Source organism: Aeromonas sp. 603757 (assembly GCF_049171255.1).
GTDB lineage: Bacteria > Pseudomonadota > Gammaproteobacteria > Enterobacterales > Aeromonadaceae > Aeromonas > Aeromonas veronii_A.
Genome location: NZ_JAAKOE010000022.1, coordinates 38,289 through 56,899 on the forward strand (window position 1 = coordinate 38,289; position 18,611 = coordinate 56,899).

18 protein-coding genes are annotated in these 18,611 nt (G+C 58.2%); 9 read left to right on the plus strand and 9 right to left on the minus strand.

The window, feature by feature from the left end:
- Nucleotides 1-142: 142 nt before the first annotated feature.
- From galU to G5332_RS17810, 4 genes are all read right to left on the minus strand, one after another.
- Nucleotides 143-1,054, minus strand: coding sequence for a UTP--glucose-1-phosphate uridylyltransferase GalU (gene galU / locus G5332_RS17795; RefSeq protein WP_227341976.1), 912 nt, complete (start codon nucleotides 1,052-1,054; stop codon nucleotides 143-145).
- Between the two features lie 96 nt (nucleotides 1,055-1,150).
- Complete coding sequence (locus G5332_RS17800; protein ID WP_216952910.1) at nucleotides 1,151-1,471, minus strand: ComEA family DNA-binding protein; 321 nt, start codon at nucleotides 1,469-1,471, stop codon at nucleotides 1,151-1,153.
- A 377-nt stretch (nucleotides 1,472-1,848) separates the two neighbouring features.
- Complete coding sequence (gene pta, locus G5332_RS17805; RefSeq protein WP_005339119.1) at nucleotides 1,849-4,029, minus strand: phosphate acetyltransferase; 2,181 nt, start codon at nucleotides 4,027-4,029, stop codon at nucleotides 1,849-1,851.
- 55 nt (nucleotides 4,030-4,084) lie between these two features.
- The gene (locus tag G5332_RS17810) at nucleotides 4,085-5,287 is read right to left on the minus strand and encodes an acetate kinase (RefSeq protein WP_005349210.1); all 1,203 of its coding nucleotides are present in this window, start codon (nucleotides 5,285-5,287) and stop codon (nucleotides 4,085-4,087) included.
- Nucleotides 5,288-5,591: 304 nt separating this feature from the next.
- On the opposite strand from G5332_RS17810, the gene yfbV reads away from it, so the two are divergent.
- Nucleotides 5,592-6,032: a terminus macrodomain insulation protein YfbV gene (yfbV, locus tag G5332_RS17815; protein ID WP_005339116.1), complete on the plus strand. Its 441-nt coding sequence runs from the start codon at nucleotides 5,592-5,594 to the stop codon at nucleotides 6,030-6,032.
- A gap of 59 nt (nucleotides 6,033-6,091) precedes the next feature.
- On the opposite strand, the gene G5332_RS17820 is transcribed toward yfbV, so the two are convergent.
- From G5332_RS17820 to G5332_RS17830, 3 genes are all read right to left on the minus strand, one after another.
- Nucleotides 6,092-6,592 carry a YfbU family protein gene (locus tag G5332_RS17820; protein ID WP_005341125.1) on the minus strand — a complete coding sequence of 167 codons (501 nt, stop codon included), beginning with the start codon at nucleotides 6,590-6,592 and terminating at the stop codon, nucleotides 6,092-6,094.
- Nucleotides 6,593-6,755: 163 nt separating this feature from the next.
- Nucleotides 6,756-7,220: a thioredoxin-dependent thiol peroxidase gene (gene bcp / locus G5332_RS17825; RefSeq protein WP_005358255.1), complete on the minus strand. Its 465-nt coding sequence runs from the start codon at nucleotides 7,218-7,220 to the stop codon at nucleotides 6,756-6,758.
- Nucleotides 7,221-7,244: 24 nt separating this feature from the next.
- Nucleotides 7,245-7,778, minus strand: a complete 534-nt coding sequence (locus G5332_RS17830; RefSeq protein WP_421311483.1) for a glycine cleavage system protein R — start codon at nucleotides 7,776-7,778, stop codon at nucleotides 7,245-7,247.
- A 205-nt stretch (nucleotides 7,779-7,983) separates the two neighbouring features.
- Here G5332_RS17830 and dapA point away from each other — a divergent pair, with 205 nt between their 5' ends.
- From dapA to G5332_RS17845, 3 genes are all read left to right on the plus strand, one after another.
- On the plus strand, nucleotides 7,984-8,871 hold the full coding sequence (gene dapA / locus G5332_RS17835) for a 4-hydroxy-tetrahydrodipicolinate synthase (protein ID WP_227341977.1): 888 nt from the start codon (nucleotides 7,984-7,986) through the stop codon (nucleotides 8,869-8,871).
- Complete coding sequence (gene bamC / locus G5332_RS17840) at nucleotides 8,864-9,991, plus strand: outer membrane protein assembly factor BamC (protein WP_421172868.1); 1,128 nt, start codon at nucleotides 8,864-8,866, stop codon at nucleotides 9,989-9,991. The genes dapA and bamC overlap by 8 nt, the downstream gene beginning before the upstream one ends.
- Nucleotides 9,992-10,158: 167 nt before the next feature.
- Nucleotides 10,159-11,262, plus strand: coding sequence for a phosphoribosylaminoimidazolesuccinocarboxamide synthase (locus G5332_RS17845; RefSeq protein WP_040065098.1), 1,104 nt, complete (start codon nucleotides 10,159-10,161; stop codon nucleotides 11,260-11,262).
- Nucleotides 11,263-11,390: 128 nt separating this feature from the next.
- On the opposite strand, the gene G5332_RS17850 is transcribed toward G5332_RS17845, so the two are convergent.
- On the minus strand, nucleotides 11,391-11,993 hold the full coding sequence (locus G5332_RS17850) for a short chain dehydrogenase (protein ID WP_100646724.1): 603 nt from the start codon (nucleotides 11,991-11,993) through the stop codon (nucleotides 11,391-11,393).
- A 97-nt stretch (nucleotides 11,994-12,090) separates the two neighbouring features.
- Here G5332_RS17850 and G5332_RS17855 point away from each other — a divergent pair, with 97 nt between their 5' ends.
- From G5332_RS17855 to G5332_RS17870, 4 genes are all read left to right on the plus strand, one after another.
- Nucleotides 12,091-12,990 carry a LysR family transcriptional regulator gene (locus tag G5332_RS17855; protein ID WP_421172884.1) on the plus strand — a complete coding sequence of 300 codons (900 nt, stop codon included), beginning with the start codon at nucleotides 12,091-12,093 and terminating at the stop codon, nucleotides 12,988-12,990.
- 71 nt (nucleotides 12,991-13,061) lie between these two features.
- Complete coding sequence (locus tag G5332_RS17860; RefSeq protein ID WP_421172867.1) at nucleotides 13,062-13,703, plus strand: DUF2057 domain-containing protein; 642 nt, start codon at nucleotides 13,062-13,064, stop codon at nucleotides 13,701-13,703.
- A gap of 73 nt (nucleotides 13,704-13,776) precedes the next feature.
- Nucleotides 13,777-14,223 (plus strand): HIT domain-containing protein, encoded by a 447-nt coding sequence (locus G5332_RS17865; RefSeq protein ID WP_227341979.1) that lies wholly within the window; start codon nucleotides 13,777-13,779, stop codon nucleotides 14,221-14,223.
- A gap of 89 nt (nucleotides 14,224-14,312) precedes the next feature.
- Nucleotides 14,313-15,014, plus strand: a complete 702-nt coding sequence (locus tag G5332_RS17870; RefSeq protein ID WP_227341980.1) for a DUF3334 family protein — start codon at nucleotides 14,313-14,315, stop codon at nucleotides 15,012-15,014.
- Nucleotides 15,015-15,081: 67 nt separating this feature from the next.
- On the opposite strand, the gene G5332_RS17875 is transcribed toward G5332_RS17870, so the two are convergent.
- Nucleotides 15,082-16,077, minus strand: a complete 996-nt coding sequence (locus G5332_RS17875) for a DUF2860 family protein (protein ID WP_216952915.1) — start codon at nucleotides 16,075-16,077, stop codon at nucleotides 15,082-15,084.
- Nucleotides 16,078-16,281: 204 nt separating this feature from the next.
- Here G5332_RS17875 and arcB point away from each other — a divergent pair, with 204 nt between their 5' ends.
- Nucleotides 16,282-18,594 (plus strand): aerobic respiration two-component sensor histidine kinase ArcB, encoded by a 2,313-nt coding sequence (gene arcB / locus G5332_RS17880; RefSeq protein WP_216952916.1) that lies wholly within the window; start codon nucleotides 16,282-16,284, stop codon nucleotides 18,592-18,594.
- Nucleotides 18,595-18,611 lie beyond the last annotated feature (17 nt).

Here is an 18,611-nt window from a genome sequence, read left to right on the forward strand (position 1 = left end):
ATAGAACATGTGTGAATAAATTACAACATTATGATTTGCTGAGAGTTTATTTACTCTTGATTGATTTTTTGTTGCGTAAATGAAAAAGGAGCATCATTTGATGCTCCTCGAATACCTCTACAAAAAACAGATTTTTTAGCGATTACAACTGTTTGACGAACTGCTTCAGCCAACCGATGAACTCGCCGTTCAGCTCACGATGGCGTACGGCATATTCCACATTGGCTTTCATATAGCCGAGTTTGCTGCCGCAATCGTGGCTCTTGCCCTTCATGAAGTAGGCGTTGACCTGCTCCTGCTCCATCAGCATGGCGATGGCGTCAGTCAGCTGGATCTCGTCACCGGCACCGGCCGGGGTCTTCTCCAGCAGCGGCCAGATATTGGAGGAGAGGACGTAACGACCCACCACCGCCAGATTGGAGGGGGCTTCGTCACGGGGCGGCTTCTCGACAATGGCCTGCATCGGCAGGGACATCCCCTCGCTCAGGGCCTCGCCCTTGATGTCGGCGATGCCGTACTTGTCCACTTCGCTTTCGGGAACCGCTTCCACCATGATCTGGCTGATCTGGTTCTCTTCGAACATATGCACCATCTCGGCTAGGTTGTCTTTTTTCGGGTCGCTGGCCACTTCATCAATCAGCACATCAGGCAGCAGCACGGCAAACGGGTTGTCACCGATCAGCGGGCGGGCACAGAGGACAGCGTGGCCCAGCCCTTTGGCCTCCCCTTGGCGGACGTGCATAATGGTGACGTCTTTCGGGCAGATCTGTTGCACCTCTTCCAGCAGCTGACGCTTGACTCGCTTCTCGAGGGTCGCTTCCAGCTCGAAACTCTTGTCGAAGTGGTTTTCGATGGAGTTCTTGCTCGAGTGGGTGACCAGCACGATCTCTTTGATACCGGCGGCGATGGCTTCGCGCACTACGTACTGGATCAGCGGTTTGTCGACCACCGGCAGCATCTCTTTCGGGATGGCCTTGGTGGCTGGCAGCATACGGGTACCCAGACCGGCTACCGGGAGCACGGCCTTGCGAACTGTCAGAGGAGTCTTTTTCATGGAAAACTATCCAGCGGGATTAAAGTGCGGCCATGATACTCCAAGAAAAATGGGGCAGCCACAGGCTACCCCATTTGTATATGCAGAGCTCGGACGTTATTTGACGATGATCATGTCACGGTTGGCTTCCAGCGTGGCCGGGCCAATGCCATTGACATCTGCCAGCTGATCGACCGAGGTGAACTTTCCCTGTTTTTCCCGATAGTCGACGATGGCTTGTGCCTTCTTGTCACCAATCCCTTTCAGGCTGGTGAGTTCGGCAAGGGTGGCGGTATTGATATTTACCTTCCCGCTCTCAACAGCTGCGGGCGCCGCAGTTGTCTGTTTGGGAACGGTTTTATCGGCCGCCAGCACGGGTTGGTTCAACAGGGGCAAGCAGGCCAGCAACATCACTGCAGAGAGCTTCTTCATCAGCATTTCCATTCCTCCATGATGTGGATATTGCCGAGTGGCACATTGATGAATAGCGTATCGAGTGGGTCTTTTTCACTGCAATTATTGACAGGCTTGTTCCTCCTCCCAATGACTGAAAATTTGCTATAAGCAGTCAGCCTGCGCCGTTATCTATTACCAACCATATGATATTGCATGTCTTTTAAACTCTGTTTCGATCGGGCGTCACGCTGGTTTCCTAGTGTTCTGTCAGCTCCGAACTCCGATAGAATGGATAACATTATTCTATTAAATGCCAGATTGGCGGAGTTTTTCTCTGGTTGGCAAAAGAGTACCAATAAAAAAAGCTGCTCACCTTGGGTGAGCAGCCTTTGTGATCGGTTTTTTCAGACAGGCACTGATTAGGCTTGTTCGTCAGCCTGGGCAGCCTGGATACCGGTCAGGGCGATGGTATAGACGATGTCGTCAACCAGGGCGCCACGGGAGAGGTCGTTGACCGGCTTGCGCATGCCTTGCAGCATCGGGCCGATGGAGACCAGGTCAGCGGAGCGCTGCACCGCTTTGTAAGTGGTGTTACCTGTGTTCAGGTCAGGGAAGACGAACACGGTGGCTTTACCGGCAACCGGTGAGTTCGGTGCCTTGGACTTGGCCACGTTCTCCATGATGGCCGCGTCGTACTGCAGGGGGCCGTCGATGATGAGGTCGGGGCGCTTGGCCTTGGCCAGCTCGGTCGCTTCACGCACTTTCTCTACATCGGCACCGGCGCCAGAGGTACCGGTGGAGTAGGAGATCATGGCTACGCGCGGCTCGATGCCGAACGCGGCAGCGGAGTCGGCGGACTGGATGGCGATCTCGGCCAGCTGCTCGGCAGTCGGATCCGGGTTGATCGCGCAGTCACCGTAGACCAGAACCTGGTCAGGCAGCAGCATGAAGAAGATGGAGGAGATCAGGGAAGAGCCCGGCGCGGTCTTGATGATCTGCATCGGCGGACGGATGGTGTTGGCAGTGGTGTGCACCGCGCCGGATACCAGGCCGTCAACTTCATTGCGCTCCAGCATCATGGTACCCAGTACCACGTTGTCTTCCAGCTGCTCGCGGGCAACCACTTCGGTCATGCCCTTGTTCTTGCGCAGCTCGACCAGACGCGGCACATAGCGCTCGCGCACAACGGCCGGATCGATGATCTCGACGCGATCGGTCAGAACTACACCCTGCTGCTCGGCAACACGACGGATCTCTTCCGGGTTACCCAGCAGTACCGGACGGGCAATGCCACGCTCGGCACAGATGGCGGCAGCCTTGATGGTGCGCGGCTCGTCGCCTTCCGGCAGCACGACACGCTTGTTGGCCTGACGGGCCAGCTCGGTCAGCTGATAACGGAACGCCGGCGGGCTCAGGCGACGGGAACGGGTAGAGCTGACGGTCAGCGACTCGATCCAGTGCTTGTCGATGTGGCCAGCGACGTAGTCCTGTACCAGCTCGATACGCTCGCGGTCATCTTCCGGAATATCGACGTTGAAGTTCTGCAGGCTGACGGCGGTCTGCCAGGTGTTGGTACCGGTCATCATGATCGGCAGGCCGGTGGCCATAGCCTGTTGGCACAGCGCCATGACCTGCGGCTCCGGATGATAGTTACCGGTCAGCAGCAGGGCGCCCAGCTTGACGCCGTTCATGGCTGAGAGGCAGGCAGAGACGATGACGTCGGAGCGGTCGCCGGAGGTCACCAGCAGGCTGCCCGGACGGAAGTGCTCGACCATGTTGTGGATGGAGCGGGCGCAGAAGGTCACGGTCTGCAGGCGACGGCTGTCCAGCTCACCCTTGTGCAGGATCTTGGCGGCCAGATGCTTGGCGAGATCCTTGGCGCGCGGGGCGATCAGCTGGGTGTTCCAGGGGATGCAACCCAGGATGCGCAGCGGGCTCTTGCCGAACACTTGCAGCACTTCCAGGTTGTGAGCCGCGTCAGAAGCGTGGTGATGGGCTTCGAACATCTCGGTCAGATCAGGGCGGGTTACGCCATGCTCGTCAACCGGCGCGCCAACCTTGTTGATCACGCAACCAACGATGCGGGGGTTGTTGACACCACCGAAGTTGGAGCAGGCCAGCTCGATGCGCTCTTTCAGCTTCTGGCTGGAGTCATGGCCCGGGTGGGTCACGAATACCATGTCAGCGTCCAGCGCCTTGGCAACGTCGTAGTTCAGCTTGTTGGCAAAGGGCTGCTTGTCGGTCGGCACCATACCTTCGACAACCAGCACTTCGGCACCACTGGATTTCACGTGCTCTTCGAAGCGGGCAACGATCTCTTCCAGCAGGATGTCGGTGTTGCTTGAGCTGATCATGTTCTCGGCGTAGGAGAGGGTGAACGGCTCGGGCGGGTTGATGTTGGCAGCAGCGCGGATAACTGCGGTTGAGCGCTCGGCACCGGTTTCACCCGGACGCGGCTGGGCAACCGGTTTGAAGAAGCTGACATTGACACCGTGACGCTCCATGGCGCGAACAACGCCCAGACTCACGGAAGTTACGCCGACACCAGTGCCGACCGGGATAAGCATAATAGTGCGTGCCACTTTATACCCCTTGTTCATTTTTTGGGATCAGGAAAAGGCCGCCCTGGTGGGCGGCCTCGAGTTACTGCGTCAATTAAGCGCCGACCAGTTCCAGCGCGTCGTGGGCGATAACCCACTCTTCGTTGGTCGGGATTACCAGAGCCTTGGTAGAACCAGCCTTGGTGATCTCGCCACCCTTGCCGAAACGAGCCTTCAGGTTGGCGTCGTGATCGACGTCAAAGCCCAGCAGACCCAGCTTGTTCAGGGTGATTTCACGGATCGGGGCGGAGTTTTCACCGATACCACCGGTGAAAACAACGGCGTCCAGACGACCGTCCATGGCGGCAGCGTAGGCGCCGATGTACTTGGCCAGGCGATAGCAGTAAACGTCCATAGCACGCTTGGCTTCTTCTTTGCTGTCGTAGTTGTCTTCAACAAAACGGCAGTCGGAGGTTACTTCGGTCAGACCCTGCAGGCCGGACTCTTTGGTCAGCATGGTGTTGATATCGGCCACGCTCATGCCCAGCTTGTCGTGCAGGAAGAAGATGATGGCCGGGTCCAGATCGCCGGAGCGGGTACCCATCACCAGACCTTCCAGCGGGGTCAGACCCATGGAGGTATCAACGGATTTGCCGTTCTTGATGGCGCAGACGGAACCGCCGTTGCCCAGGTGGCAGTTGATGATGTTCAGCTCTTCAACCGGCTTGTTCAGCTGCTTGGCAGCTTCCAGGCTGATGTAGTAGTGGCTGGTTCCGTGAGCGCCGTAGCGACGGATGCCGTTCTCTTTGTAGAGTTTGTACGGCAGGGCGTACAGGAAGGCTTCTTCTGGCATGGTCTGGTGGAACGCGGTATCGAATACGGCCACGTTCTTGTCAGCCAGCGCCGGGAATACGCGGCGAGCTTCACGGATACCGATCAGGTGAGCCGGGTTGTGCAGCGGTGCGTACGGAACAGCAGCTTCGATGCCGGCGATCACGTCTTCGCAGATGACCACGGAAGAGGTGAAACGCTCGCCACCGTGAACAACACGGTGACCGATGGCGATCAGGTTCTTGGACAGTTCCGGATTGAGCGGCAGGATCTTGTTGACGATGAAGTCCAGCGCTTCCTGGTGAGCGGCACCCGCGCCCAGATCGGCACTGCCTTTCTCGCCATTCAGTTTCCACTTGATGCGGGCGTCGTCGAGGTTGAAGCACTCGGCCAGGCCGGACAGCAGGTCATCACCGGTGGTTGCGTCAATGACGGCAAACTTCAGGGAAGAGCTGCCACAGTTAAGAACAAGAACCAGCTTACTCATGAATAAATCCTATCGCAGATTGGGTTGTGTAGGCGGATGCGTTGGACGCGGTGCGGCCAAAAACTTTCAACTTATCCTTATGAGGGTTGGCAATCTGTTGCTTGCCCCTTGTATAGTGATACAAGACCCGAAATCCAGACGTCCCTGACAGGTCAATAGCAAGAAGCTTTTGACGCAAAAATGGGCGTACAAAGGATAACCCGATTGTTGAAAAATAACAAAGTCATCCTCAACCTTTGTTACTTTGCATCAAATTTTGTCGAGGTTTTGCCGTTAGTACGTTCAAAAAGCGCTCGGAGGTAGTATGAGCATGAACATTTTTGGAACTAAGTTACAGCAAGGCCGCCATTATATGACGCTTTGGCCGCGCCGTCCCGAGCTCAATTCGATGTTTCCTGAAAATCGGGTGATCAAGGCAACCGAGTTCGCCCTCAAGGTGATCCCCGCGCTGGCGGTGCTGAGCGTGATGCTGCAGTTCCAGTTTGGCGAGCTGCACTACTGGCCCTCCGTTATCACCTCCGTGCTGTTTCTGCTCAGTTTGCCGCTGCAGGGTTACTACTGGCTCGGCCAGCGTGCCGACACCCGCTTGCCCCCGTCGCTGGCGAGCTGGTATCGGGAGATCAACGGCAAGATGAACGAGCAGGGGGGCCGCCGCCAGCTGGTTTCCCAGCCGCGCTATGAAGAGCTGGCCGATACCCTCAAGGCCGCCTTCCAGCAGCTCGATAAATCCTTTCTCTACGAATAACCCGTTTCAGATGCAAAAAGGCGCCAGTGGCGCCTTTTTTGTTGCGGTTGGTATGCGGATCAGGCCGCCAGCACCTTGCGGATCTCCTGGATGGAGAGCTTGTACTGACGTGGACACTGACGCCACACCTGCAGCATCCGCTGGTATTTGTCGCGCATGGCGATGTCGCTGGAGAGCTCGTCGCACGGGCACTTGAGCTCGGGGAAGCGCTTGTCCACCTCCAGCAGGAAGCAGACGTAGTCAGCCAGCTCACGCTCCTGGCTGCGGCTGTAGCCGTTGAACTCCAGCCGACTGGCGTTGATCTCGCCCTGATCGGCTGCATCCAGATTGCCCCATGAGATGGCCAGTGCGTGGTGCAGCTCCAGGGTGTCGATCACCTCTTGGCAGGTTGCCAGATCCAGATGGCCGAAGCTCTTCTCCAGCTCGAGGATCTGCAGGCAGTAGCCGCGCTCGATGATGGTGCTGGCGCGCTGGTAGACGTCCGCTTTCTCCGGATTGAGTTTCGCCAGAATTTCGTACTGGTTGCTCAGGATCAAACGTTCTGTGTTGCTCATGTTCATGGGATATCTCGCTGGAAGATGATTCTGGGGTCACGTTAACCCATATATAAAATGAATTTTTTGATCTGGGCGGGGGAGTTGGTGAGAAAAATCCGCTGGCAAGGGGCGGCTGACCAGACAAAAAAGGCCTGCATGGCAGGCCTTTCAATGACGCAGGGGAGGATTATCCCTTGAGGAAATCCAGTACCACCTGATGGTGATCGCTGGTTTTGAACTTGTCGAAGTGGTGGGCAATCTTGCCCTCTTCATCGATCAGGAAGCTCTGACGGTGAATGCCGTCATACTCCTTGCCCATGAACTTCTTCGGGCCCCAGACGCCAAAGGCATCGGCGACGGCGTGGTCTTCATCGGCCAGCAGGGTGAAGTTGAGCTGGTCCCGCTCTTCGAACTTTTTCAGCCGTTTGGCCGGATCCGGGCTGATGCCAAGCACCACCACATTGAGGGCGGCCAACTCGGCGTTCACATCGCGCAGGCTGCAGGCCTGGGTAGTGCAGCCGGGGGTCATCGCCTTGGGGTAGAAATAGACCAGCACCTTCTTGCCGCGCAGGCCAGCGAGGCTGACCTGATTGCCATTCTGGTCGGGCAGGGAGAAATCGGGGGCGGGGCTGCCAGCTTGTAGTGGTTGCATGGTGTCTCCTCGGGTAAAACGCCCTCAGGCGTGTTTGCGATTGACGGTAAACTCGAACGATTCGGCACCCAGTTGACGACAGAATTCGGCGAAGGCGGTTTGCGAACCTTCCACTTCACCCTCTCTGGCCAGATTGAGCTGAAAACTGATCTTCAGCAGGTTGAACGGCTGCTGCTCCAGGGTCATGGATTGCATCGCCTGAATGTTCCAGCCATGTTCGCTGAAGAACTGGGTGCACTGGCTTACGATGCCGGGCTCGTCGCGGATCAACAGGTCGGCGCTGGCGCGGACGTCATACTGCAGGGACTGGTGGCGCTCGGTGCGTTTCATCATGGTGATGAGATCCCACTCCTGGCTACGCAGGGGCAGGCTGATTTCGAGTTGCATCATGCTGTTCCAGTCGCCCGAGAGCAGCATGATAAAGGTAAATTCATTGCCGAAGATGCCAAGGCGGCTGTCTACAATGTTGCAACCACAGCTACTGACGTGGCGGGTCACTTCATTGACGATGCCAGGCCTGTCCGTGCCGATGGCCGTTACGACCAGGTAGTGAGTCATAAATCTTCTCTCGTCCGTTATTTCGTTGCGAAAGCCGCGCTGGCAAGCCAACCCTCCGGCCCTGATGACCACTCCCTGAGGGACGCTGCCGACTTTCGTCCATTACTTTTTGTTCCGGATGGTATCACGGCTTGCCCCCTCTCTCCCTTGTTTTTCAAAGGGGTCAGCTTTACCATTACGCCCCTGAAAATCGGGAGAAAAGTCCATGTTACGCGGTAGTATTGTTGCGCTCGTTACCCCCATGCTGGCTTCAGGTGAAGTCGATTGGGCCAGTCTGGCCAAACTGGTCGACTATCATGTCAGCGCCGGGACCTGCGCCATTGTTGCGGTTGGGACCACAGGGGAATCGGTGACCCTGAGCGAGCAGGAGCATATCGCCGTCGTTGAAAAGACCGTTGAGTATGCCGCCGGACGCATTCCCGTCATCGCCGGTTGCGGCTCCAACAATACTGCCCATGCCATTGAATTGACCAAGCGACTGGCCAAAACCGGCGTGGTGGCGGGCCTCTCGGTGACTCCTTACTACAACAAGCCCACTCAGGAAGGTCTCTATCGCCACTATTGTGCGATCGCCGAGGCTAGTGGTCTGCCCCAAATTCTTTATAATGTGCCCGGTCGCACCTGTTGCGATCTCAAACCGGAGACCGTGGCCCGTCTGGCCAAGGTTCCCGGCATTATCGGTTTGAAAGAGGCAACCGGCGATTTGAGCCGCACCCCGCGGCTGCGCGAGCTGTGCGGGCCGGAGTTTGCTCTCTACAGTGGCGACGATGCCACTGGTTGTGATTTTATGCTGCAAGGTGGCGATGGCGTGATTTCGGTCACCACCAACATTGCAGCGGCCCAGATGGCCGACATGTGTCGTGCTGCGCTGGCCGGTGATGCCGGACAGGCGCATGACATCAACAATCTCTTGATGCCGTTGCACAAGACTCTGTTCTGCGAACCGAGCCCCACCCCGGTGAAATGGGCCTGTGCCCAACTGGGGTTGATTGCAACAGCCACCTTGCGCCTGCCGCTGGTTGACCTCACTCCCGAGGGCGAACAGCTGATGGCGCGAGCACTGACCACAGCGGAGTTGATGGCGAGTGTTTAAATCTAATGGAAAGGGAAATAGAGCCCGTCTGGTGCTGAGCGTTGCGACTGTGGCCGTCTTGGCCGGTTGCAGCACCCCCCAGGATCGCAAAATGGCCAACCGCGACTTCGGTTATGAAGATGCCCGCCTCGAGGGCCGCGCGTTCTTGATCCCCGCAGGATTGAGTGCCCCCACCTTCAACAGCCAGTACGATATTCCGCCGCTTCCTGAGAGCAGCCGTGAAGGTGCCCTCGGCGCCCAGGTCGATGTGCGCCCACCCGCTCAGCTGCTGACCGTGGTACCGGGCAGTCAGGTGGTGCAGAGCGCAACCGAACCGACCGTTGCTTTCTATGCCCTCAGCACCAGCCAGAGCGTGGAGCGCGATACCTGGTCGTTCCTGATGAACTTCCTGGCCAAATACAAGGTCACCACCGAGAAGCTGGATCAGCAGGATGGCGTATTGCAGACCGGCTGGTTTGACAACACGGTCGCTCTCGATGGCTGGGGTGAAGATGACGAAGACTTCAAAATCCGTCAGCGTTACCAGTTCACCGTGCGCAACGATGCCCAGCGCCACGCTGTCAATATGTCGGTCCGGGTACTGGATCACGAAGAGACCATCGACGGCGAGACCAGCAACAAGCTGACCCCTGCCGATGCCCAGCGCTATGCCGCGCGAGTGCTGAACCAGTTCTCTCTCTATTACGACAGCCAGCTGAAAGCCCGCGAGCAGCACAAGTCCAACGATGGCATGGGTCTGCAACTGGGTCTGGACAACAACGAACTGAGCGCCTGGATTGCCGAAGGCTCCTTTGATCAGGTGTGGCGTCGCCTCAACCAGGTACTGCCTGCTTACGGTTTCACCATCAAGGATACCCAGCAGTCACTGGGCTGGATCGACGTCGAGTACGAAGAGCCGGGTGCCGAGTTCTGGAAGGCGAAAGGGAGCGAGCCGTTCAAACTGGAGGAGGAGAAATACCGCTTCCAGCTTGGCGAAATGGCGGGAGGCAAGACCTCCATCACCCTGTTCGACAAGGACAAGAAGCCGGTATCGTCCGGGGTTATTTCCCAGATGTATATCAGCCTGTCCGAGGCGTTCGCCAAGGGGCTGGCCGATCAGGTAGCAGCAAAAGCAGAATAAATACAGGGGCCTTGTGCCCCTGTTTTGTTATCAAAATCCCCCTGAAAACGCGGGGATTCCGAGCGGTTTTCGATGATGCGAGCCCCCTTGCCAGCCCGTTACAAACAGAGCGTGCAGGTGAGGAACTCGCGATGTTTACCCCCCACAAACAGGAAGTGTTATTAGCCATGAGTCTTGCAGATCAAGTATTGGCGGTGAATGACGATTTGCCGATCCGTACCGATAAACCTGTCCATTCCGGCAAAGTGCGTAGCGTCTACTGGTTGACCCCCGAAGACAGTGCCCGGCTCATAAAAGAGAAAGGCTATGATGTGCCGGCCGATGCGCCCCTCGCCCTCATGGTGATCAGCGATCGCATTTCGGCTTTCGATTGCATCTGGCAAGGTGTGGATGGCCTGAACGGCGTACCGGGCAAAGGGGCGGCGCTCAACGCCATCTCCAGCCACTGGTTCAAGCTGTTCAAGGAGAAGGGACTGGCTGACAGCCACATTCTGGATATTCCGCACCCCTTCGTCTGGATCGTGCAAAAAGCCCGTCCGGTGATGATCGAGGCGATTGCCCGCCAGTACATCACCGGCTCCATGTGGCGTGCCTACAAGGATGGCGAGCGCGAGTTCTGCGGCATCACCCTGCCGGAAGGGCTCAAAAAAGATCAGAAGCTGCCGGAGATCCTCATCACTCCGTCCACCAAGGGCGTGCTGAAAGGGCTGGATGGCGTGCCGGAAGCCGATGACGTCAACGTCTCCCGTGCCGATATCGAGCGCCATTATAAGGGCTTCAACTTCAGCAAGCCGGCCGACATCGACCGCTACGAAGTGCTGCTCAAAGAGGGCTTCAACGTCATCAGCGACGCGCTGGCCGGGCTGGATCAGATCTTCGTCGATACCAAGTTCGAGTTTGGTTATGTCCACGATGCGGCAGGCAACGAGAAGCTGATCTACATGGACGAAGTGGGCACCCCCGACAGCTCCCGTATCTGGGATGGCGCCGCCCTGCGCGACGGCCAGATTGTCGAGAAGTCTAAAGAGGGTTTCCGTCAGTGGCTGCTCAACCACTTCCCGGATCCGGACATCCTGCTCAACAAGAACCGCATGCCGGAACGTTTTGCCCTGGCCCGCGACAACAAGCTGCCGACCGAAGTGATGATGGATATCTCCAACACCTATGTCGGGATCGCCGAGAAGATTATCGGCCACAAGCTGGCGCGTTCTGCCAATCCCAAGCAGGAGATCATCGAGGTGCTGCGCGATCAGTACGGTCTGATCGACTAAGGGTTGCGCTCTTTTTTTGTCGCCAACAAACAAACGTTTGCTGATGGTGAAGGAGAGAGGCAGATAAACAGACGGGCCCCGCTATGGGGCCCATTTTTATTGCTGGTCTGGCGGCAAGCGAGCGGCGATTAGCCGTTGACCCTGAACACCTGGCCGGTCTGGATGCCCAGCACCGACTTCTTGTAGGCCTGCGCTACCTTGGCGGCGGGTACCGGTACGAAGCCCGGGAAGAAGTCAGCGTATTTGTCCATCGACTCCTCCAGCACGGTGGGGCTCACCACATTGATGCGCAGGCCGCGGGGTAACTCGCAGGCGGCCGCTTTCACAAAGTGATCGATAGCGCCGTTGACTGTGCTGGCGCTCACGCCCCAGTTGATCGGCTCCTCGCTCAGAATACCGCTGATCAAAGTGATGGAGCCCTTGTCAGTCAGATAGGGAATGGCGGCGCGGGTCAGGTTGATCTGGCCCATCAGCTTGCTCTCCAGTCCCACCTGCCACTGTTCGTCGGTCATCTCGGTCAGGCCGTTGAAGGCCACGCTGCCGCTGGCGACAACCAGTGCATCAAACTGGCCCAGCTTGGCGAACAGCGCCTTGATGGAGGCGGGATCGCGCATGTCGACCGTGGCATCGCCACGACTGTGGCCGACCCGGATCACCTGATGATCTTTGGCAAGCAGTTCACTGACTGCAGAACCGACGGTGCCGGAGGCACCCACAATCACAATTTTCATCTGCATCACTCCTGGTTGGGATGTATCGATTCTAGCGCAACAGAAAATGCGAAAAAGCGCGTAAAATAAACCCATTGTTTCCATATTGGAGCTAATGATGGATATCGCCCATCTGGCCAGCTTTTACGAGGTGGTGCTGCGCGGCAGTTTCTCGGCTGCTGCCGATACGCTGGGAGTGAGCAAGGGGATGCTGAGCCGCCACGTCAGCGCGCTGGAGTCCTCCCTCAATGCGCAACTGTTGCAGCGCACCACCCGCCGCCTCAGCCTGACCGAGGCGGGCAAGACCCTCTACCAGCAGGCGGGGGAGATCTTCGCGCTGGCGCGGCAAGCGGAGCAGGATATTCAGGCGCTGACCGAAGAGGATGGCGGTCGGCTGCGTTTTACCTGCCCGGTCAGTACCGGTGATCGCATGGTGAGCGAGCTGCTGACCAGCTTTGCCGCGCTTTGCCCGGGAGTGGAGGTGGAGCTCAACTTCACCAACCAGATGGTCGACATGAGCCAGGGGGAGAACGACATCGCCCTGCGCGCCATGAGCGAAGTGCCGGATAATCTGGTGGCCCTGCCGCTGGGGCGGCTCAAGGATGTGGTGGTGGCGAGCCCCGCACTGGTGGCGCGAGAGGGGCGTCCCGCCACTCCCTATGAGCTGAGCGGGCGCAGCTGCCTGTTGCAGGGGCACAATCCGGCCTGGGAGCAGTGGCACTTTATCCGTGAAGGGGAAGAGGCTCACATTCTGGTGCAGGGCAAGGTGCGAGCCAACCACTACAGTACCGTGTTACAACTGGCGCGTGCCGGTGTGGGCTATGCCAAGTGCCCGCTGATGCTGGTGGAATCGCTGCTGACGGCGGGAGAGCTGGTGACCGTGCTCGACGAGTGGCAGAGTGGTCTGCATCAGCTTCATGTGCTGCATGCCCAGCAGCGGCGGGTGCCGCGCAAGATCCGGCTGTTCAAGCAGGTGCTGGCCCAGTGGTTTGCCGAGCGACCCCACTACCTGCTCTGAGCGGCGTTATTTTTCTGTCATCTTCGGCTGCTACCCTGCGCCCATCATCGGCATCAGGAAGATCAGCGGGAATGAAGAGTAATAGAGGGTTGACCGGTTTTGTGCTGCTCTGTGCAGTGTTGGGGGCAGGCAGTGTGCAGGCCATGGTGGACGTGAAGGTGCCGGAGAATTTCCGCATCCTCGCGGTGAGCAACGGCACCTTGCAAGATGAGCAGCATGCCACCCTGGCGGATGGCGAGCAGCAACTGCTGGTGCGCTTCGAGGGGGTGATCCCCAGTCGCAGCAGCAGCGAGAATGATCGGCAGGTACGCTCCGAGCCGCAGGTGGTGCGCTATCAGGGCAGCAATCAGCATTTGCAGCTGACGGCCAGCGTACCGGGAGACGAGCGGGGGATGCAGGCGTATGCCAAGGCTCCTGTGGTAGCGCTGCAGGAGAATGGCCGCGCGCTTGCTATCCAGCAGGATGCGCTGGTGACCAGCGGCATGCTGCTCGGGGTGGATTGGAACGGCAAACTGGCTGAATACAACCGCAGCGGCGGCAAGGCGGCGCTGACGGCCGTCGCTGTGACTACACAACCAACGGCTACGCTCTCCGGTGGGGCTCAACCCGTTGTGGCAGCCAGCGAGCTGGAAGGGCAGTTGCAGCAGCTGTTCCTCCAGGCCGACCCGGCCCTTCGCAAGCGCTTTATCGGTTGGGCCGTGCCACAGCTTTAAGTTTTCTGCCCGTTGCAGTAACGTGGACACTCCTTTCTCAGGCGCTCTGTTCATCGTACTCAACGAGGTTTTCATGTTTGAATTGCATTCACGCCTGCAGGCAGATACCCGGTGGCTCGGGGATCTGCCCCTCTGCCGGGTCTTGCTGGCCAAAGACAGCCAGTATCCCTGGCTCATCCTGGTACCGCGAGTAGCCAACCTGCGGGAAATTCACCATCTGGCGCCGGAGCAGCAGCAACAGCTGATGCAGGAGTCCTGCGCCGTCGCCGCCCTGATGGAGCAGGCCCTCAGCCCGGACAAGATCAACATAGGGGCGCTGGGCAATCTGGTGCCACAGCTGCACATTCACCATGTCGCACGTTTCGCCACCGATGCTGCCTGGCCAGGCCCCATCTGGGGGGCTCATCCGATCGTGCCTTATGAGCCACAGGTGCTGGCGCAGCAGGCCGACAGATGGCGTGCCCGGCTCGCCAAGCTGAGCGGTTTTACCCCTGCGGCTGCTGATAACGGCGTCAACTGAGAGGCGTGTCGCTATTTCAGTCTTCGGGCCGCGCCATCTGTTAGAGTTATGGTATAGATAAGCCCATTCTCGATGTTCAGGAAGGTCCCATGATAGTGACAAGAGCCGATGATGACGTCGTGTTGACGACTGAGGATGTACTGCTCAGCCTGTGCAACTCGGTGACCGATGTGTTGAGTGCCGCGACCATGAGTCAGGTGCGGTTTTCCGGCATGGTGCAGCGGATCAGCAAGACCTGCCTCAAGCCGGATATCGGCTGCTTCGTGCTGTTCGATGGCGGTTTTTCCGGTCTGGTGGTGATCAACTTCTCCGCCGCTGCCGCCATGGAGTTGTACGAGAGCTACATGCTGAGCATGGGGCTCTCCAAGGAGGATCTCGCCATCTCCCATACCTCTGACGAGGTGAGCAACGTGATGGGCGAACTGATGAACCAGATCGTCGGTAGCTTTACCGTCAAGGTGGGCCGGGATTTGCAGACTCACATTACCCAGAACCAGCCGAAGATGCTGGCCCTCAACAAGCAGGTGATGCTGAGCGTCGATACCAATCTTGACAGTCCGGAGTCCCGCCGCGTCACTTTCTTCACCGCCCGTAACAACATCTTTTATCTGGAGCTGGCGATGGACAAGACCGAGTTCATCCGCATTCACAATGAGGGGATGGAGCACGAGGAGCTGGATCCTGACGCCCTGATCGCCCAAGCCAAGCAGGATGCCGCCAAGCCGGCCCCGGCAGCCGCTGCGCCAGCCAGTAATGATCACGATGATCTGCTCGACTCTTTGGGTATTTGAGGCAAATGCCGGATAGCAACAAGGCCACCTTCGGGTGGCCTTGTTGTATCGGTGCGCACAGCCGTTATTAGAAGTTGTAGAGCAGGCCGGTGTTGAACATCACCGATTCAGAATCGTAGAAGTTGATGTCGGAATCGGACTTGGCGTAGCCAGCGGTAAAGGTTGCCGAGAGCGGTGCAATACCGAACAGGCGGTGCCAGAAGAAGGTACCGGTCAGGGCAAACTCGTCGGAGTCGGCTTTTTTGTTACCAAAGTCAGGGATTGGGTTGGCTTCATCATATTTGGTCTGACCCAGATAGAGGTTGCTGACGAAGGACCACTGGGATGCCCGCTTGCCGTAGGTCAACTGGAGGCCGTTGCTCTTGTAGCTCTGGGCGCTGCCGTCCAGGTCAGCCTGACGGTGGATGAAAGCCGGCTCCAGCACCTGACCGGCTGCCAGCTGCCATTTGTAGGAGAGGTCGAGGGCGTGGATCTTGCCGTTGCGATCCAGCTTGGCCGCCGTGTCGGCACCATACTGGCTGCCACTGCGCTCTTCATCGACTTCGATGTTGCGGGTGGTCAGGCTGCCGAAGAAGTTGCTGCCCCAGATATTGTCCCAGGCGAAGCGCACCCCTTTTGACTTGATATCGGTCGACTGGCGATCGACGCTTACGGCGAAGGGATCGCTCCACTGCTCGGTTGGCATGGCATTGAAGACCACGGAGCCGGCCACTGTGCCCTTGTTGCTCATCTCCTGGCGGATACCGAGTTGCTGGGTGAAGTCGAAACGGATGGCATCCTGGATCAGGTTACCGAGGAAGACCTGGGTGCGGGTATCGGCAAAGGTGTAACGGATATCTGCGTTGAGCAGCGGGGCGACGGCGGAGCTGCTCTCTGCACTGCCCAGTCCGCTCAGTCGACGATTTTCGTCGTCACCGCTGTAAAAGTTGGATTCGTAATTGATGACGTTGACGCCGCCAAGCAGGAAACCGGACCAGCCCGATTCGTTGGGAATGGTTCCCAAATCCGCATATGCACTATTTGCGACCAGCAGGCCCAGACCAAGCAGGGTAGTGTTGCGCATCAGATAACTCCTAAATTAAACGCGTTTAAATTACCAGGTGGGCGATTATAGGGGGCCACCCTTAATGGCAACTGACAGAATTTCATCAAATATCCTAACTCACTCATTTCACTAGGCGAATCGTTAATTAATTGTGCGAGATAAGAAGAGTTCAATTCTCTGTGCTGGTATTCTGTTCGCGGATATGGGGGAGAAAATAACAAGATGAAGCAGATTAAATCCTGGGCACAATATTACGTCGATCTGATGACCAAGCTGGGACTGGTGCGCTTCAGCATGTTTCTGGCGGCTGGCATCATAGTGCTGGCTGTCGCCATCCAGATGGGGGTGACCCTGTTCCTGCGCGGCAATATTGATGTGATCGACTTCGTGCGCTCGGTCTTCTTTGGCCTGCTGGTGACCCCCTGGGCGGTCTATTTCCTCTCCATCGTGGTGGATCAGCTGGAGGATTCCCGTCAGCGATTGAGCCGGATGGTGCGCAAGCTGCAGGATATGCGCGAGCGGGATCTGGAGCTCAACAGTCAGTTGCAGGAGAACATCAGTCGCCTCAATGCCCAGATTGCCGAGACCAACCGGGCCGAGGCACTGCGTCTGCAGGCCATCGAGGATCTCGAGAACGAGGTGTTCCAGCGGGAGAAAGCCCAGCTTCATCTGGGGGAGCGTACCGCTCTGCTGCGCTCTTTTATCGACTGTTCCCCGGATCTGGTCTACTACCGCAATGAGGATGAGCAGTTCTCCGGTTGCAACCGCGCCATGGAGGAGCTGACCGGCAAGGCGGAGAGCGAGCTGATTGGCCTCACACCTTTCGATGTCTACAAGCAGGAGATTGCCAACAAGGTGGTGGAGACCGACAAGCAGGTCTTTGCCAGCAATGAGCCCCTCACCTATGAACAGTGGCTGGAGTATCCCGATGGCCGCAAGGCCTACTTCGAGCTGCGCAAAGTGCCCTTCTTCGATCGCTTCGGCAAGCGGCTGGGCCTGCTCGGCTTTGGCCGCGACATCACCGAGCGCAAGCAGTATCAGGACAAACTGGAGAAGGCGAGCCGCGACAAGACTACCTTTATCTCCACCATCAGCCACGAGCTGCGCACCCCGCTCAACGGCATCGTGGGCTTAAGCCGGATGCTGATGGATACCCCCCTCGATCCCAAGCAGCACCAGCAGCTCAAGACCATTCACCTGAGTGCGGTGACCCTTGGCAATATCTTCAACGACATCATCGATTTGGACAAACTCGATCGGCGTCGCCTCGAAATTGCGCCGACCCGCATCGATCTGCCTGCCTTCCTCGACGAGCTGGAGACCCTGTCGCGCATTCAGGCGGAGCAGAAGGGGCTATATCTGCATTTCGATCGCGATGGCGACATGCCGCAATTCGTGATAGCCGACGGTACCCGTCTGCGTCAGGTGCTGTGGAATCTGGTGGGCAATGCGGTCAAGTTTACCGACGAGGGGGGCGTCACCGTGCGCTGCCTCTCTCATCCTGCCGACGAGCCGGGCAAGCTGGCCCTGCACTTCGAGGTGGAGGATACCGGCATCGGCATCCCGCGCGCCCAGCAGGAGAAGATCTTCGCCATGTACTATCAGGTGCAGGGCAAGAAACACGCCACCGGCACCGGTATTGGCCTCGCGGTCTCCCGTCAGCTGGTGCAGGCGATGGGCGGCCAGCTCTATGTGGACAGTGAGCCGGGCGAAGGCTCCTGCTTCACCGCCGAGCTGGAGGTAGCTTGCGCCGAGCCAGTGCCGCAGGAGCAGGAGGAGGAGATGCCCTCCCTCGATATCCTGCTGGTGGAAGATGTGGAGCTCAACGTGACGGTGGCCTGCGCCCTGCTGGGCAAGCTGGGTCATCAGGTGCAGGTGGCACGGGATGGCACCCAGGCGCTGGCGATGGCCAATCCGGATGATTTCGACCTCATTCTGCTCGATATCCAGCTGCCGGACATGACCGGCTTCGATGTGGCGAAAACCCTGCTGGAGCGTTATGGCGACAGCCTGCCGCCCATGGTGGCACTAACGGCCAACTCTACCGGCGATCGCCAGTATTATCTGGAGCGCGGGATGCGGGATGTGATCAACAAACCGCTTGGCTCGAAGGCTGTGCGGGAGGTGATTGGCCATCTGTTTGCCGGTCTGGCCGAGGATGAAGCGGACGAGCAAGCTGATGCGGGCAATCAGGATGCCCTGCTGGATATTCCCTTCCTCACTGATTATGCCGATACGGTGGGCAAGCCGGTGCTGCTCTCCAGCGTCGAGCTGTTCGAGAAGATGATGCCGGACTACATGGCGGTGCTCGACTCCAACATGATCGCCCGGGATCAGGCGGGGGTGGTGGAGGAGGCGCATAAGATAAAAGGGGCGGCAGGCTCCATTGGCCTGCGTCGTTTGCAGCAGACGGCTCAGCTGATCCAGAGCCCGGATCATCCCGCCTGGTGGGAGAACGTGGAAGACTGGATTGAGACGTTGCGCCGGGAATATCCGGGCGATATCGCCCGGCTGCGGCGCTGGTTGCTGTCTTGAGGCTGGAGGTTGTCTTG